The sequence below is a fragment of the Pantoea graminicola genome, from assembly GCF_048452665.1.
GTDB lineage: Bacteria > Pseudomonadota > Gammaproteobacteria > Enterobacterales > Enterobacteriaceae > Pantoea.
Genome location: NZ_JBLWSJ010000013.1, coordinates 39036 through 54845 on the forward strand (window position 1 = coordinate 39036; position 15810 = coordinate 54845).

General features: G+C 51.5%; 14 protein-coding genes. 8 read left to right on the forward strand and 6 right to left on the reverse strand.

The annotated features are described in order from the left end of the window. Nucleotides 1-56 precede the first annotated feature (56 nt). Together ACNY69_RS20955 and repA are read left to right on the forward strand one after the other, a co-directional pair. Nucleotides 57-854, forward strand: coding sequence for a DsbA family protein (locus ACNY69_RS20955; protein ID WP_418800175.1), 798 nt, complete (start codon nucleotides 57-59; stop codon nucleotides 852-854). A 750-nt stretch (nucleotides 855-1604) separates the two neighbouring features. Then, nucleotides 1605-2540 carry a plasmid replication initiator RepA gene (gene repA, locus ACNY69_RS20960; protein WP_418800178.1) on the forward strand — a complete coding sequence of 312 codons (936 nt, stop codon included), beginning with the start codon at nucleotides 1605-1607 and terminating at the stop codon, nucleotides 2538-2540. Between the two features lie 956 nt (nucleotides 2541-3496). On the opposite strand, the gene ACNY69_RS20965 is transcribed toward repA, so the two are convergent. Then, entirely contained in the window at nucleotides 3497-4285 is a 789-nt protein-coding gene (locus ACNY69_RS20965; RefSeq protein WP_418800181.1) for a sulfite exporter TauE/SafE family protein, read from the reverse strand. Nucleotides 4286-4392: 107 nt separating this feature from the next. On the opposite strand from ACNY69_RS20965, the gene ACNY69_RS20970 reads away from it, so the two are divergent. After that, entirely contained in the window at nucleotides 4393-5160 is a 768-nt protein-coding gene (locus tag ACNY69_RS20970) for an AraC family transcriptional regulator (RefSeq protein WP_418800263.1), read from the forward strand. A gap of 196 nt (nucleotides 5161-5356) precedes the next feature. Here ACNY69_RS20970 and ACNY69_RS20975 read toward each other — a convergent pair whose 3' ends face one another. Then, entirely contained in the window at nucleotides 5357-6253 is an 897-nt protein-coding gene (locus ACNY69_RS20975) for a LysR family transcriptional regulator (protein WP_418800184.1), read from the reverse strand. A gap of 109 nt (nucleotides 6254-6362) precedes the next feature. On the opposite strand from ACNY69_RS20975, the gene ACNY69_RS20980 reads away from it, so the two are divergent. Then, entirely contained in the window at nucleotides 6363-7526 is a 1164-nt protein-coding gene (locus ACNY69_RS20980; RefSeq protein ID WP_418800188.1) for an alpha/beta fold hydrolase, read from the forward strand. Between the two features lie 237 nt (nucleotides 7527-7763). Here the strand turns inward: ACNY69_RS20980 and ACNY69_RS20985 are convergent, their stop codons facing one another. Together ACNY69_RS20985 and ACNY69_RS20990 are read right to left on the reverse strand one after the other, a co-directional pair. Further along, nucleotides 7764-9017 (reverse strand): enolase C-terminal domain-like protein, encoded by a 1254-nt coding sequence (locus tag ACNY69_RS20985; RefSeq protein ID WP_418800191.1) that lies wholly within the window; start codon nucleotides 9015-9017, stop codon nucleotides 7764-7766. Between the two features lie 75 nt (nucleotides 9018-9092). Beyond that, entirely contained in the window at nucleotides 9093-9794 is a 702-nt protein-coding gene (locus tag ACNY69_RS20990) for a FadR/GntR family transcriptional regulator (RefSeq protein WP_418800194.1), read from the reverse strand. A 281-nt stretch (nucleotides 9795-10075) separates the two neighbouring features. Here ACNY69_RS20990 and ACNY69_RS20995 point away from each other — a divergent pair, with 281 nt between their 5' ends. From ACNY69_RS20995 to idnD, 4 genes are all read left to right on the forward strand, one after another. Beyond that, nucleotides 10076-10843, forward strand: coding sequence for an SDR family oxidoreductase (locus ACNY69_RS20995; protein WP_418800197.1), 768 nt, complete (start codon nucleotides 10076-10078; stop codon nucleotides 10841-10843). Between the two features lie 70 nt (nucleotides 10844-10913). After that, a complete protein-coding gene (locus tag ACNY69_RS21000; protein ID WP_418800200.1) occupies nucleotides 10914-12203 on the forward strand; it encodes an MFS transporter in 1290 nt (429 codons plus the stop codon). A gap of 13 nt (nucleotides 12204-12216) precedes the next feature. After that, entirely contained in the window at nucleotides 12217-13584 is a 1368-nt protein-coding gene (locus ACNY69_RS21005) for an MFS transporter (RefSeq protein WP_418800203.1), read from the forward strand. Between the two features lie 3 nt (nucleotides 13585-13587). After that, a complete protein-coding gene (idnD, locus tag ACNY69_RS21010; protein WP_418800206.1) occupies nucleotides 13588-14628 on the forward strand; it encodes an L-idonate 5-dehydrogenase in 1041 nt (346 codons plus the stop codon). 202 nt (nucleotides 14629-14830) lie between these two features. On the opposite strand, the gene ACNY69_RS21015 is transcribed toward idnD, so the two are convergent. Together ACNY69_RS21015 and ACNY69_RS21020 are read right to left on the reverse strand one after the other, a co-directional pair. Beyond that, a complete protein-coding gene (locus ACNY69_RS21015) occupies nucleotides 14831-15100 on the reverse strand; it encodes a hypothetical protein (protein WP_346555806.1) in 270 nt (89 codons plus the stop codon). Nucleotides 15101-15223: 123 nt separating this feature from the next. Continuing rightward, the gene (locus tag ACNY69_RS21020) at nucleotides 15224-15679 is read right to left on the reverse strand and encodes a MarR family transcriptional regulator (protein WP_418800209.1); all 456 of its coding nucleotides are present in this window, start codon (nucleotides 15677-15679) and stop codon (nucleotides 15224-15226) included. Nucleotides 15680-15810 lie beyond the last annotated feature (131 nt).

Here is a 15810-nt window from a genome sequence, read left to right on the forward strand (position 1 = left end):
GTACTCAGTATGGCCGCCTCTTTTCAGCAGCCCCGCATGGGCATATGAGATCAATCATGAAACAGACCCTAAAGATGGCCACCATTGCGCTGGCCATGAGCGCTTCGTTGTTTTCTGCACAGTCCGGTGCCGCCGGCGTTGAAGAGTTTACCCCGGAGCAGCAGGCCCGCATCGGCGAGATTGCAGCAGACTATCTGGTCGCGCACCCAGACGTGCTCCTTGAGGTGAGCAGAAAGCTGCAGGCGCGGCAGCAGGCTCTGCAGCAGCAGGCTTACGTGCAGTCAGCGCTGAAAACACACCGGCTGCTGATGCAGCTGGATGGCGTGCCCGTCAAAGGGCCAGCGGACTCAAAAGTCATCGTAACTGAATTCGTTGACTATGAATGTATTGCCTGCAGCATGATGGCGCCGGTGATGGAAAAGGTGATGGCTGCAAACGCCGGTGTGCGCTTTGCATTCCGCGACTGGACCATTTTTGCCGCTCGCTATCCGGAATCAATGCAGGCTTCACACCGAGGCCTGGATATTTACAGGCAACATGGCGCTGAGGCATATATGAAGTTTCATAATGGCATCTACCGGACCGGACATAACGAAGGAAAACTGACGGCAGAAGATATTGATAAAGCCGCCGTTGCTGCCGGTGGCGGTGATGCTGTAGATGACGGTAATTCTGTATCTGGCCAGACTATTGAGAAAAATGCTGAGCTGGCTGAGATGCTGGGGCTGACGGGCACTCCGGGCATTATCGTGATGCCTGCAGAGAACGCCACGCCAGATAACACCACGGTTATTCCAGGCGTTGTTAATGCGCAGGTCCTGCAGCAGGCCATCGTACGGGCAGAGAAGGGATAAAACTATGGCCCGAAGAAACAGAACCCTGAACACGTGTCCATGACCGAAACACGAGAAGACAAACAAATCTTATCTAACAACACCAGTCATCAACCGCCAGTCAGATAATAAATATACCCCATGACGGCCAGACCGCTCAGGCTGTTCGTTCCTCGCGATGCTGCGGTACGCCTCAGCCTGTCCGATCTGCCCGCCGTATTGTTAACGTCATGATCTGAGATCCCAGTACAGCCTGCTACTGAATATCAGAAAAACCCCTTTCAGACATCCCTCCTGGTTGCACCGTCCCGCCAGACGCGTGATTTGGATTAAGTCAGACCATTAACGTGAGGGCGGTCAGAATGCAGTTTATCAGTGATTTTTTTTATCCATACGATTCGCGCGATACGTAAACTGTGCTGGATTTAAGCGGGTGAGATGGGTATTCTTTTCAGAATTCGCCGGGCGGCGATCCTTTTTAGATCCTTATCGAATACTGTGGTGGTTGAAGATGAGGGTTTGCAGCAAACCTGTAGCCGATCATGCGCGGCGCGGGAAAGAATTAACCGGATAGGACGTATCCGCAAAAACGTCCAGGGTATGGAGTCTGCGTTTTACCGGACTCTGAATGCAAAAACCCCCTGATTCTGTCATCAACTTGGCGGGAGAAGTCAGAAATCAGGGGGTCCAAAAGCAGGCGCTGCGCCTGTGAAGGATTATAACGCATGCTATTTATAAGACAACCCCTGTCCGCCATAAGTACGGGACAGGGTGAATGACCGCATTTTAATCGGGAAAAACAGCCCGACCTCAGAAAATGACAGACGTCGCCGCGGCGATCATGATGTCACCTGCAAATGCCCTGAACCCCGGTGGTTCGCGCCTGACGGCTATCGTCCGCTTCCGGGTGAATTTGGCCACGCCATGCGTCGTCTGGTCGTTAAAGATAAGACCAGCGGCAAATGGACGCTGCGCTTCCGGGCGTCGCTTCATCCTTACTTCACGCAGTACCGCAAAGCCGCGGGTCGCGATCGGCACTTTCGTCCGGAACGGCGTGCGCTTATCGATGCATTATTCCCTCTGCTTGTTCAGCGAGCCGACATGGCCACATGGGTCGTGACGGTCAATGTCAGCCGGCTGGCCAGTGAACTTAGCCCGAAAGACAGTGAAGGCAATGTCATTCCCGAAACCCGGGTCGAACCCTGCCGGCTGTCACGTCTGTTCCCGGAACTGGCCAGATTTGGCCTTATCGAAATGCCAGAGCTGGAATGGGACCCGGTTGAACAGTACTGGATGCCCCGGCATATCATACTCACGGAGCGTTTCTGGCAGCTGTGTGGCGTCAACATGGATAAGCTGCTACTGCAGCGTAATCTTCGCATTGAGGCTGAAGAGGAAGGGATTCTTGAACCCGGAACGCGTGACTCCGTCCGGGCGGCCCGCCGGCGCTGGTATGAAAAAGCCCGTATGGCGACGCTGCTGAGCCGGCGCGAAAAGGCCGTACGGGAGAAACGGCGGAATAAGCTGGGTAAACTGCCACTCGATGAACGGCGCAGCACGATGGCCAGCTGGCTCATCCGCACGCGGCCGAACCATGAACTGATCAGCCTCGATGCTGACAGCTTCGATCACCTGGTGTGGCAGCATCTTAACCAGCTGGAGCTGGGACTCGGCTACGAGCCTGCGCCTCCCGACGTCGTTCACTGACTTCACCTGCCTGATTTAACCGCCTTGACTGGCGGTAAAGTCGTTTGTGCCGCGTACTGAACCCCCTGTTTTTTATCCCGCTGCCGCAACATAAAGCCCGGGCTTAAAGTAAAAATTGCCGGCCATTGCGGCTCTGTTTTTTTTATCCACATTTACCCGCAATCGGAAAGTTAACCCTAGCTGCAAACGAGTCAGAAGTTACCCGCAAGACATTCCTGACCTTCGGTCAGTAAAGAAATAATCAAAAAGAAAATAAGGTTTTCATCCGGGCTTTTGTGGGGATGAATTATGCCTTCGCTTGCAGCGGCAGCAGGCGTCCCCGACGCTCAGAACCTGAAGTAGCTCCCGCCGGTGGCGGGCGTAGTATACCCTATTTAGTTACAACACCCATAAACAAGCTAAAAAACCGCGCCCAGGCAGTCCTGAAACCTCCAGCCCCTCTCAGCCGGAACCGGAGCAAACCTGAAGCTGGGAGTGCCCATTAACAAGCCGCCCCCGCCCCGGCCCTTCGGGCCGGAACAGGAGTGGCTTTAATGGATGGTGTAACTAATCCTCTAAGTTTTACTGTTCACAGTGAACAGTAAAACCAAGACCCCGGAAATCACGCCCTGTACGTCGCTCTGCGCCGTCCAGCCCGCTCACCGGGGCTACGGGATTAAATTTGCGTAATCGTCGCTTTGAGGCCGTCTGGCTTAGCAGGAAGGGGGTGGGTAGCGCGATATATCAGTCAGTAACCGGCTGCGCCGGGCGTACGGCGCCGTCTGACCACTGTACCCTGCTCTGACATCGTCTGGCGCCTCCATGCCGCTAAAGCGGCATTCAGGAACTGTCTGTGCATTACTCACCAGCTTCGTTCGCTGCATGAAGGCATGAAATAACCGGACTGAATGTCCACTATGTGCCAGCAACGGATGCTCATACAGACATTGCTTATGTAAAATCAAAACAATGTTTACCTAAAACAATATTAACAACAGCACCATGCACAGCAGCATCACGTAGATTCGCGCGTGCCAGACATCGGGAACGGCGGGGAGCGTCCGGCGGCTGAACATAATACCTGTCCAGCCGGTCACCAGGAGCAAGCCCAGAATTTTCAGGCTGATAAATCCCACAAAGCCGTCTGACGGAATTTTATGCCAGCCGTTTATCGCATAGGTCATCGCACCGCACAGCGCTACCGGCAGGGAAAGCGGGTTGGCCGTGCTGATACACTCACGCATCGCATGTCCATGTCGTCGTAAAAGCGGTACCGTCATTACGCTGCCGCCCACGCCCAGCAAGGCGGCTATCATGCCGATTAGAAAACCGCCGCCGGTGCTCGTCAAAAGTGACATACGACGCGGCGCGTTGCTGCTGAAGAAGCCTTTGCGCAACAGGCAGTCTCCAATCGTCGCCAGCATATAAAAGATAAAAAGCGCGCGGATCAGTACCTCGCTCATCATTCCCATCAGCCAGGAACCGGCTACCGCGCCTGTAGCGATGAACCACATCAGCGGAAACAGGATGGATGAAGAAAGCCTGCCTGCACGCCAGTTTTGGTAGCTGACCCAGCCCGCATTGAAAATCATCACCGCTGTCGAGGTGCCCACAGCAATATGCATCGCATTGCCTGCCAGCTGAGGCTGCCGCACCAGCAACTGGTAAACAAAAGGCACCACAACAAAGCCACCGCCAAAGCCAAAAAGTACCGTGGTTATACCGGTAGTAAAACCGGCAAGTGCGATAATAAATAATTCGTTCAAGGAGACACCCCGCCTAAAAATGAAGCTGCAGCTTATCTCGCCAGTGCCTCCCTTCCCATTCGTGCAGCGCTCGATTACCCTTGCAAAATGGTCAAATGGGGGCGGATGTGCGAAACGGGAAGATTGACGATTTAGATCGGCTGGACCGCGAAGTGGTAGCGCTCGGCAACGACTATGTGCAGGGATTTGTCCTGCCGCAACACCAGCACCGCCGTGCGCAGCTTCTGTATGGCGCAACCGGCCTGATGCACGTTTCAACCCGCGACGGGGAATGGGTAGTGCCGCCTCAGCATGCGGTATGGATCCCCCCCGAAATCCTGCATGCTGTCAGGTTTGCAGGGGTCACGACACGTAGCCTGTATATCGAACCCGCATGCGCGGCCAGATTGCGTAACATGAGCCGCTGCGAAGTCATGGCCGTATCGCCGCTCTTGCGGCAGCTACTGCTGGAGGCCGTGGACTTGCCGCCGCTCTACGAGAGCGCACGCGATCGGGCGCTGACAGATTTGATGCTGCTTGAGGTGGCGTCAATGCCGGTGCGCGCGTTCGAGATCCCTTTGCCACAGCAGCCCGCGTTGTTAACGCTATGTCAGGCTTTTTTACTCGCCCCAGCCATTCACGATCCGGCTGAACGCTGGGCCAAGGCGATGTTCATGAGCGGCAGCTCATTTCGTCGCCATTTCCGGCAGCAAACCGGCATGTCGTTCTCTACATGGCGTCAGCGAGCCTGTGTGGTGAGCGCCCTGGCAATGCTGCTAACGGGCACACCGGTAAATGAAGTCGCGTTGTCACTTGGTTATGACAATGGATCTTCCTTCGCGACGATGTTCCGTCGGGTTACGGGACAGCCCCCTTCATTTTATCATCCGTCTTAACAGGGGAGCTTTGCCCTCTGCACTGGTTCATTGCCTGTAAGCTAACAGGGTCACTGACTGATCAGATGCATGGCAATTGTTGTTTTAAAGATGGAATAAGCGCTGTAAAGCCAGGGTAAAAAATAATGCTTGAACAATGACGTCAGCGTTGTGCCAAATGCGGGCATTATCACATGTTTGTTCAAGTTCCCGCATCTCAAAGCGGCATAGCTTTCAAATCATCAGCAATAAAATCAACGAAGGTGCGAACCTTAAAAGGAATGCGGAGCGCACTCGGATAAACTGCCTGAATGGTAAGCTCAGATGTTCTGTAATCTGGCAGTAGCTCAATCAGCTGACCCTGCCTTATGTGCTCCTGAAAAACAAAACAGGGACCATACACAATCCCTGTTCCTGCCAGGGCTGCGTCCATCAACAAATGGATATTGTTTGATGTGAGCCGGCAGCGGTTTTCAATAGTGTACGGCCTGTTATCTGCGTCATAGATTGTCCAGTCTCCGGCAGAAATGGCCTGACTGAACGCCAGGCGGGGCATACGCGAGATGTCTTCTGGCGTTTCAGGCATGCCGTATTTGTTCAGAAAGCCTGTTGATGCACAAAAAACCATTCTGCATGGTGCCAGACGTCGGGTGACAAGCGTCGGATCGTCCAGATTTCCTATGCGTATGGCTACATCAATCCGTTCCTCAAGCAAATCAATATACTTATCCTCAAGAACAACATTCGCACTGACTTCCGGAAATTGCTCAAGATAGCGTGACACAATCGTCCCAAGATGCATTTCACCGAAGGCAAGAGGGGCGGCGATGCGTAACAATCCCCGGGGAGTGGCCTGAATGTCACTGGCTTCCCTATCCGCGTCATCCAGAGCCTCGATAATCACTTTGCAGCGGTCATAATATCGCTGACCAGCATCCGTCAGGCTCAGACGGCGTGTAGAGCGCTGAATAAGCCGCACGTTTAAATCAGATTCTAAAGCACTGACATGTTTTCCTGCCATGGCAGATGAAAGCTTAAAACGTCTTGCGGCCGCAGCAAAACTGCCTTCCTCAACTGACGCGATAAAAATCCTCATACTGGTCAACTTGTCCATTACACGCACCATTCGATAATATGGCTATCGACTGCAAACACTATTGAGCCAATTATCATTTATAAGAACTGTAATTAACATTGTTTTAAACCATGAGGAGAATGAAATAATGAAAATTACAGTGAACGATACTGGTATTAATGTGCAGCAACATGGTCACGGCGAACTTGCACTGGTGTTCCTGCATTACTATGGCGGATCATCCCGAACGTGGCAGAGCGTGATAGCTCGGTTACCTGATCACTACCACACGGTCGCTATCGATCACCGTGGCTGGGGTTTATCAGATGCGCCGAAGTCAGGATACCGGATTGAGGACCTTGCCAGTGATGCTGAAGGCGTGATTGCCGCGCTAAAGCTCAAACGCTATATCCTGATTGGCCACTCAATGGGAGGGAAAGTTGCCCAATTAATGGCATCCCGTCGGCCTCAAGGCCTTGAAGGGCTCTTGTTAATTGCACCCTCTCCTCCTTCGCCCATGATGCTTTCTAAAGAAGATCGCGACAGGCTTACCAGTGCATATAGCAGTCGTGAATCAGTCGAGTTTGTTATCGACAATGTTCTGACGTCGAGGCCGCTTAGCCCGGCGCTCCGTGAGCAGGTCATTGAAGACAGTCTGAGCGCCAGTGCTGAAGCGAAAGCCGCCTGGCCCGACATCGCGATGCGCGAAGACATTACTAGTGAAGTTGCTTTCATTAATGTTCCGGTGAGAGTCATAACAGGGGAGCTGGACCGGGTCGATACGCCAGAAACCTTGGAAAGAGAGCTATTGCCTCGCATTCCTCACGCAGCAATGATGATGGTTCATGGCACAGGACATCTTTCGCCTCTGGAATCACCTCAAGAAATTGCAGGCTACATATCCAGTTTCGCCGCTTCGGTTGAGAAACGCGACACTGTCCATAGATCGCCAGTTGAAACCATTGCTGCATTTGATGAAGCATTTAATGGCGGAAAAATTGACGCATTAATGTCTGTTTTCAGTAATCGTGCAACGATGAGAATGCCCAGCAACGTTGTCATCGAAAGTGATCCCGTTGCATTGCGTATGGCTTTAAACACGTTGATAGAACCGAGGCCAATAATCAGAAACCGAATCCAAACTCTCATCCCTTCGGGTGACCTGATTCTTGCCATCATCAAATGGTCGCTTACTACAACGTCAGGTGATGGTACTCAAAAATGTGATTGCGGTATCGCTACACAGTTGATGGAACAAGGGGCGGATAAGGGCTGGCGGATACGCATTTCAAACCCGACTGGAATTATCTGAATGGTTAATGTCCGCTTTTGGCACACAGCGGACATTGGCCTGCCGTCAGTCCGCTGTGTGCCAAAAGCGGACGATCAAAGCATTAAAATGTATTAATTTTCCGGAAGCACTTTATAAAAAATGGAGCATATCGACTCATAATTATTTAAAGATTATAAATATCATCCGGATCTGATATCGGGCCGATATGCTTGTTAAGTTCTCACACTCATCTGTCTTTCAGTATCGATCACCCTTTCAGGGCCGAGCGGCCGTTCCATCTGGCAGGCGGGCGTTCGTCCATTCCGGGATATCCCCGAGCACCGGATATTTAGCGGCCTCTTTCAGATCAATATCAACGCCCAGCCCAGGACGATCGCTGAGATAAGCATAACCTCTGTCAATCTCCGGACAACCCGGGAACACGTCCATCAATGCTTCATTAACCGGCGTGTATTCCTGAATGCCGAGATTAGTGATGCTTAAATCAATATGGAGATTGGCGGCCACGCCAACTGGGGAAATATCACCCGGACCATGCCATGCAGTTCTGACACCGTAAAGTTCGGCAAAGGTTGCCAGTTTTTTCGCTGGTGTGATTCCGCCAATGGTACTGACATGACAACGAATATAATCGATTAAGTGATTCTGAATCAGTGGCTTCCACTCGTTTATCTGAGTAAAGAGTTCACCCATGGCAATCGGGGTGCTGCTCAGTGCACGCATTTTATCCAGCCAGTCAATGTTCTCTGGCGCAACCGGATCTTCAAGGAAAAATAGCTGATAAGGTTCGAGGGATTTTGCCATCTGAATTGCGGCAATGGGTGTGATTCTTTCATGCACATCATGGATAAACTCCACACCGAAGCCGAGCTTATTACGCAGATGATCAAACAAGCGCGGCACCGCACGCGCATAAGCATCAGGATCGAAATAAACCCCGTGCGTTTGCGTCCGCGGCGAAATTTTGGGCTGAATATTACGCGCTTTTGCCAGTTTACCAGCAATCAAACGCAGGTCGTCCGTTCCGGCTCCGCCGTACATGCCCATCTGGCAGCGGACGTATTGATAGCCCTCTTCCATGCGCTCGCGTATGTTGTCTTCGACTTCAATTTCATCAGCGCCGTCGCAGTGCCGGTATAGCGCCACGCCATCCCGACATTTTCCGCCAAGCAGTTCATACACCGGTAAACCGGCTACCTTGCCCTTTAAGTCCCAAAGTGCCATATCCACGCCAGACAGTGCATTATTCATCACCGGGCCATTGCGCCAGTAGCCACTTACCGCTGCAGATTGCCAGATATCCTCAATGCGGGCGGGATCTTTGCCCAGCAGGAATGGCTTCATATAATTGTCGATCGCCGCAGCCACTGCGTGGATACGCTGCGTAAACGTAGCACAGCCCAGACCGTACAAACCGGGCTCGCTGGTTTCAATTTTAACAACCACTAAATCAATGCCACCCGGCGCAGTCAGTATGGTCTGAACATTCGTAATCTTCAGCTGGCTCATAATAATCCTCAATGAGTTGTAAGATGTCCTACATGTTAAGTTATTTAAAAAAGCCCGGCGGGCTTTTTGTCAGGTTCAGTTATGGCGCACGTCTTCAATAGCATGCACGTTGTGGGTCATTGCACTGTTCAGGGTTTCAGTTGCCAGCCCGGCATCGCGGTTCTTCAACGCCATAAAGACTTTAATGTGGGCTTCAACGCTTTCCAGCGTAATCCCCAGCACGCGGTTGAGCTCTTCCAGATAGTGGACGTATATACCCTTCAGGGATTCCATCACGTGAATAAAAATGGAGTTATGCGATGCCTTCACAATTGCCAGGTGGAAGTCATAATCTGCCAGGGAATATTTTTTATAATCGTCCTTATTCACCAGCATACGGTTCAGCGCTTTTTCCAGCTCTTTGATGTCTTCATCGGTGGCATTTTGAACAGCCAGTTCTATGCAGCGGAACTCAACCGTCTGGCGAAATACCCGCATATGGTCAAATTCTTCCTGAGAAAGATGCAGGATCGGCTGATTATCATTGAATGCGCCGTACCGGGCCACATCCCGCGTCACGTAAGTGCCTTTGCCGTGATGCGTAACAACCACGCCCAGGTCCCTCAGTTTCTGTACAGCACTCCTTACACTCACACGACTTACCTGAAAAGTAGCCGTCAGCGCGGGCTCTGAGGGCAATTTGCAGCCCGGCTCCCAGACGCCATCCTGAATATTTTTCTTCATCTGTTCGTAGATTACATCCACGATATTATGCTTTGGCACACTTTCCAGCGTCACAATAAACACCTGCTTGTCCTACATGTCTGGTTTTGTAACGTTTATGGGAAAACAGCACAAGATAAATTTTTCCATAACAATATAAATCAACATCACGATTTTAATTTTTTTGATTATTTATCAGATGTATAAAATAAAAAACACCATAAATCCGCCCACAGTATTAAAGCAATATTTTGTGAAGCACACTGCATTTTGCTTTCAGGATAATTGCTGCTTTCCCTGACCTCACGTACAACAAAGGCAATCAACTTGTTAGTCATGTTACATGAGGAAATACAATGGACTCCCTTTTTAGCCTTACAGGCAAAACCGCACTGATTACCGGCTCCACTCGTGGCCTGGGATTAGCCTATGCTCACGGACTCGCTGAAGCCGGTGCCAGCGTCATCCTGAATGGCACGCGTCAGCAACACATGGATACCGCGCTTAGCGAGTTGCGGAACAAAGGCTACAACGCTTCCGGCTTTATCTTCAATGTTGCTAATGAAGAGGAGATTGAGAGCGTTTTCAGCCAGCTTGATGAAGCCGGTATTCATGTTGATATCGTGATAAACAATGCCGGTATTCAGTTCCGTAAGCCGATGCTGGAACTGGCGCTGAGCGACTGGCAACGTGTGCTGGATGTCAACCTGACCAGCGCTTTTCTGGTGGCACGAGCAGCCGCAAAACGCATGGTTGAACGTAACAGCGGCGGCAAAATTATCAATATAGGCTCCCTGACCAGCGAGGCCGCGCGCGCGACGGTTGCGCCTTATACAGCAGCAAAAGGCGGAGTTAAGCTTCTGACAAAATCCATGGCCGCGGAATGGGCTGTTCACAATATCCAGACCAACGGTATCGGCCCCGGTTATATCCTGACCGACATGAACGCCGCGCTGGTTGAAAACCAGGAATTCAATCAGTGGGTCTGTAACAGCAACCCATCCGGCCGCTGGGGCAAACCCGAAGAACTGATTGGCACCGCCGTCTATCTGGCGTCATCTGCTTCCAACTACGTTAATGGCCAGATGATTTATGTGGATGGTGGCTGGCTCGCCACGCTGTAGCGCGATTTATTACGCCCCGGAAATGTGGACACAACGTACCTTACTAGAAAAGTCATAAGAGGTCAGAACCATGAATCAGACCGTTGCAGGGATATTACCCACCAGACGCTGGGGGCGACTGATCCCAATAGCGTTCATCACCTACAGTCTTGCTTATCTCGATCGTGCCAACTACGGCTTCGGCGCGGCGGCTGGATTAGCTGAAGATCTCAACATCACACCCGGAGTTTCATCGCTGCTCGGTGCGCTGTTTTTTCTGGGCTACTTCTTTTTTCAGGTGCCAGGCGGAATTTACGCTGAGAAGCACTCTGCGAAACGGCTGATTTTCTGGAGTCTGATCCTGTGGGGCGTGCTTGCCGCCGCCACCGGCATGGTTCACAACGTAGCGCTGCTGGCTGCTATCCGCTTTTTGCTTGGCGTCGCTGAGAGTGTCGTGATGCCGGCAATGCTGATATTCCTGAGCCACTGGTTTACCCGTGAAGAACGTTCGAAAGCCAATACGTTCTTATTTCTGGGTAACCCTATCACCGTACTGTGGATGTCGATTCTCTCCGGCTATCTGGTTAATGCTTTTGGCTGGCGTGGCATGTTCATCATTGAAGGTGTACCGGCAATACTGTGGGCATTTATCTGGTGGGCAGTGTACGCCGATCGGCCAAAAGATGCCAAATGGCTCAGTGAAGATGAGAAACGCGCTGTAGAAAACGCACTGGCTGCCGAACAGCGGGCAATCAAGCCGGTTAAAAACTACCGTGAGGCGTTCCGTTCACCCAAGGTTATCGCCCTGGCATTTATTCACTTCTTCTGGAACATCGGTATGTACGGTTTCATTATGTGGCTGCCGTCCATTCTTAAAACAGCCTCAGGCATGGGTATTGTCGCCACCGGCTGGTTATCGGCCGCACCTTATCTGCTCGCCGTACCACTGATGCTGGGCGCATCCTGGTTCTCTGATAAATACCAGCAGCGTAAGTCAATTGTAGTGACTTTCCTCGGCCTTGGTGCGGTGTGCTTTATAGCGTCATTCACGCTGGGCGCTTCGCACTTCTGGATCTCCTACACGCTGTTAGTTATCGCCGGTGGCGCAATGTATACCCCTTACGGTCCTTTCTTTGCCGCGATTCCTGAAATGATCCCACGTAATGTGGTTGCGGGTGCGATGTCTTTTGTTGTCTGTTTCGGAGCACTGGGTTCCTTTGTCGGGGCATGGATTGTCGGTTACCTGAACGGTCTGACAGGCAGTCCGGCAGCATCCTATGTGTTCATGGGGGGATCGCTGGTCGTCGCCGTGCTGCTGACCACGAGAACAACATTTAACAGTAAATCCGACGCGTTAGCGCGCCCCTCAAATGTTTACTGATGCAGGTAAATTCATGATCACGAAACCCACGAGAGCACGTTTCTCGGTGCTGACCATGTTGTTTATTGTCACCGCCATCAACTATATGGATCGCGCGAACCTGTCCGTCGCAGGCTCGCATATTCAGGGCGAATTCGCCCTGTCAGCCACGCAACTGGGTCTGCTGTTTTCCATGTTTACCTGGTTTTATGCCATGAGTCAGATACCGGTCGGCTATCTGCTGGATCGGATTGGCTCGCGCTGGCTTTACGGTGGCGCCATTGTTCTGTGGAGCGTATTCACGCTGCTGATGGGCTTTGCGTCACACAATCTTTTCACCACGGCAAGCGCCTCTTTTATGATGTTACTGGTGTGTCGCGCGCTGGTCGGCATGGCAGAAGCGCCCTCCTTCCCTTCCAACACTAAAATTATCGCTACCTGGTTCCCGGATCATGAGCGTGCGCGGGCAACCGCAACCTATTCCAGCGCACAGTATATTGGTCTGGCGCTGCTTACCCCGGCCCTGTCTTTTGTCGTCAGCACATGGGGCTGGGAGATGTCTTTCTATCTCTCCGGTGTGGTGGGCATCATCTTTGGCTTTTACTGGCTGATTGCCTATCGCGATCCGCAGCACAGCCGCGCAGTTAATCAGGCCGAACTTGACATCATCCGTAACGGCGGCGGTTATGGCTCTGCCTCGCAAAACACCCTCAGCCGGATTAACTGGCACTCGGTGCGCTACATCCTGCGCCAGCGCACTACGTGGGGTTTGTTTATCGCACAGTTTGCCGCCTCCTCAACGCTCTATTTCTTTCTGACCTGGTTCATTGTTTATCTTGAAAAAGGCTTACATCTGTCGATTGATAAAGCGGGGATCGGGGCAATGTTCCCGTATCTGATGGCAATGGCGGGCGTGCTATGTGGCGGCACCCTGAGTGACATGCTGCTTAAACGCGGCCGCAGTAAAACCTTCGCCCGTAAACTGCCTGTAATGGCAGGCATGCTGCTGACCTGTTCGATAGCCCTGGTAAATTACTTTCAGGACCAACCGGTGATCGCTATTGGCATCCTGTCTGTCGCCTTTTTTGCCAACGCCTTTTCGAACCTTGGATGGGTGGTGTGTAGCGACGTCATTCCTCGCCACCTTATCGGCACCATTGGGGGATTCCTGAATGTCTTTGGCAACCTTTCCGGTATTGCCAGCCCGATTATCATTGGCGTGATCCTGCAACGCACGCAGAATTTCCAGTATGCGATGTGGTATATCGCCGCTGTTGCGCTAACGGGTTTCCTCGCCTATCTGTTCCTGGTTGGCAAAATCGAGGTGATCACGCCACCGGACGAGGGAAAAAGCAGTAACGAAGAAAACACCTTCAATACTCCATCAAATGTGCAGGGATAAGTTATGCAGAAAAAAAATGTGAAAGCCATCATGGTTCAGGGTGTGCGTGATGTATATGTGGATACTCAGACCATCAGCTGGAATGAAGAACAGGTGCTGGTACGGGTAGAGCGCGGCGGGATTTGCGGTTCGGACATTCACTACTTTCAGCATGGTAAAGCCGGAATGTCGGTGCTTAAATCGCCGATGGTATTAGGTCATGAATTTGTTGGCGTCGTCGAACATGCGCCAGCCGGGAACGCTCTTAGCATCGGTCAGCGTGTTGCCATTAATCCTTCACAGCCGTGCCAGCAGTGCGGGATTTGCCATAGCGGCAGACAAAATCTTTGTCGTTCGATGCGCTTTATGGGCAGCGCGCAGTTCTTCCCTCATGTGAACGGCGGCTTTGCCCAGCACGTGGTGGTAAGTCCGCAACAGTGCATACCTTATGCAGCACACGCCGAGGCTAAAATCATCGCCTTTGCTGAGCCGCTCGCTGTATGTATTCACGCGCTGAAACAGGCAGGTAATCTAACAGGCAGCCGCGTTCTCGTCACCGGCGCCGGGCCCATTGGATGCTTAATCATTGCTGCTGCACTGGCTTCGGGCGCAACCGAGGTAATTGCCACTGATATCAGTCAGCGCTGCCGCGATTTAGCATTAAAAATGGGCGCTTCAGCCGCACATGACCCGCGTGATGAGACAATCAGTGCATCCTGGGAAAAAGAGGGTGGAGTATTTGATGTCTGCTTTGAGGCTTCGGGCGCCCCTGCAGCTATCGCCTCTGTAGTGGCTTACACACGCCCGGCCGGTGTTATCGTTCAGGTGGGTATGGGAGCGGCTGAGGTAAATTACCCTATCGGCCCGTTACTGGTGAAAGAGATCCAGCTTCGGGGTTCGTTCCGCTTCATTGATGAATTCACGACCGCGGTAAGATGGCTGGAGTCCGGTAAAATAGATCCGCTAGCGCTCCTTTCAGCAGAATTCAGTATGGAAGATGCCGTCGCTGCACTGGAGATGGCTTCAGATAAAAATTGCGCGGCAAAAGTACAGCTGACGTTCTGACAAAGTGGCCCAACCCTTCCCGTCATGGCAGCCGGAAAGACCGGGCGTACAGCTTATTACTCTGACATTTTCTGACACCGGCAATCATCAATTTCCGGTGAACGCTCATAGCGGACCTTGCACCCAGCCAGTCCGCTTTATGCCAGAAGCGGACATTAATGGATAAGACATTCAAAGCAAATATGGCACTGCGAAAGGGTTATTAGCTGAAAGCATAAGGAAAGATGTGCAGCATGTTGGAGGCCAGAGGATACATTCCCAGACCGCGCGTGGACGTTTTAAGCTCATCTAAAGACGCCCCTTCCGCAGGCATTTTCCCTCCCCACACTACGACGCCTTCAGGTATCGTGGCCGGTCGACTGGTCTTTTCATCGGCTATTTCCAGGGTCTCTCCGTTGCCGAGCGTGATGATCAATGATGACACGTCAACGTCATGCATTGTCCCATCTTTATTCTTTAACTTTACTTGCATCTGAACCTCTCTTGCACTGCCTTTTATCTAAGCCTGTAAAAGCTCAGTGTTTATTTTCAAGCGTAAAACATAATATGCCTGAAGAATATGATAAATATCAACAGAATAAGAAATCATACTCTGTCAATAGGGGAAATAACGGTTTAAAACATCTTCCGGAAGCATCTTAATCAACAGGGATGTGAGGGTTCTGACTTCTTCTGTATTCAGCCTTTCGGTAATTTTCATTGGTAAATTGACCATGCCATCTCTTTCAAAATCGATGCAGAGTTGATTGCCTTTATCGGTCAGACTAAGACGAACGTACCTTCTGTCATCAGGATCGGGCAGTCTGATCACGACCTTATGACGCACCATTCTTTCAAGCATACGGTTCAGTGAGCCGGAATCAATCCCCATATGTCTGATCAGCTCAGCGGGTGTGGTGAGGCCTTTATAAATACCCATAAGGACTTTCAGCTGCGAAGGACTGATATCTTTATCAATTAAATACTCTTCTAAAATCTTATCTTTATGGCTGTTTACCGCATGAATTAACAGACCTATTGGATAGCCAGCCTGATGATGATTATTATCCATACGCCCCCTCTGCTTATCCGAAATTTTTATCTGCGCGAGCCATCAGCAAATAATAAAATGCCACATAGCGCAATAATCTGCAGCAAAGAAGAAATTGCTAAAATTTTCAAACCAGTTAAAGCTGACGACCC

Coding starts and splice junctions, on each gene's coding strand:
- ACNY69_RS21015 (WP_346555806.1), bottom strand. CDS start 15,100: ATGCAAGTAAAGTTAAAGAATAAAGATGGGACAATGCATGACGTTGAC.
- ACNY69_RS20955 (WP_418800175.1), top strand. CDS start 57: ATGAAACAGACCCTAAAGATGGCCACCATTGCGCTGGCCATGAGCGCT.
- ACNY69_RS20975 (WP_418800184.1), bottom strand. CDS start 6,253: ATGGACAAGTTGACCAGTATGAGGATTTTTATCGCGTCAGTTGAGGAA.
- ACNY69_RS21005 (WP_418800203.1), top strand. CDS start 12,217: ATGATCACGAAACCCACGAGAGCACGTTTCTCGGTGCTGACCATGTTG.
- ACNY69_RS20985 (WP_418800191.1), bottom strand. CDS start 9,017: ATGAGCCAGCTGAAGATTACGAATGTTCAGACCATACTGACTGCGCCG.
- ACNY69_RS21000 (WP_418800200.1), top strand. CDS start 10,914: ATGAATCAGACCGTTGCAGGGATATTACCCACCAGACGCTGGGGGCGA.
- ACNY69_RS20980 (WP_418800188.1), top strand. CDS start 6,363: ATGAAAATTACAGTGAACGATACTGGTATTAATGTGCAGCAACATGGT.
- idnD (WP_418800206.1), top strand. CDS start 13,588: ATGCAGAAAAAAAATGTGAAAGCCATCATGGTTCAGGGTGTGCGTGAT.
- ACNY69_RS21020 (WP_418800209.1), bottom strand. CDS start 15,679: ATGGATAATAATCATCATCAGGCTGGCTATCCAATAGGTCTGTTAATT.
- ACNY69_RS20995 (WP_418800197.1), top strand. CDS start 10,076: ATGGACTCCCTTTTTAGCCTTACAGGCAAAACCGCACTGATTACCGGC.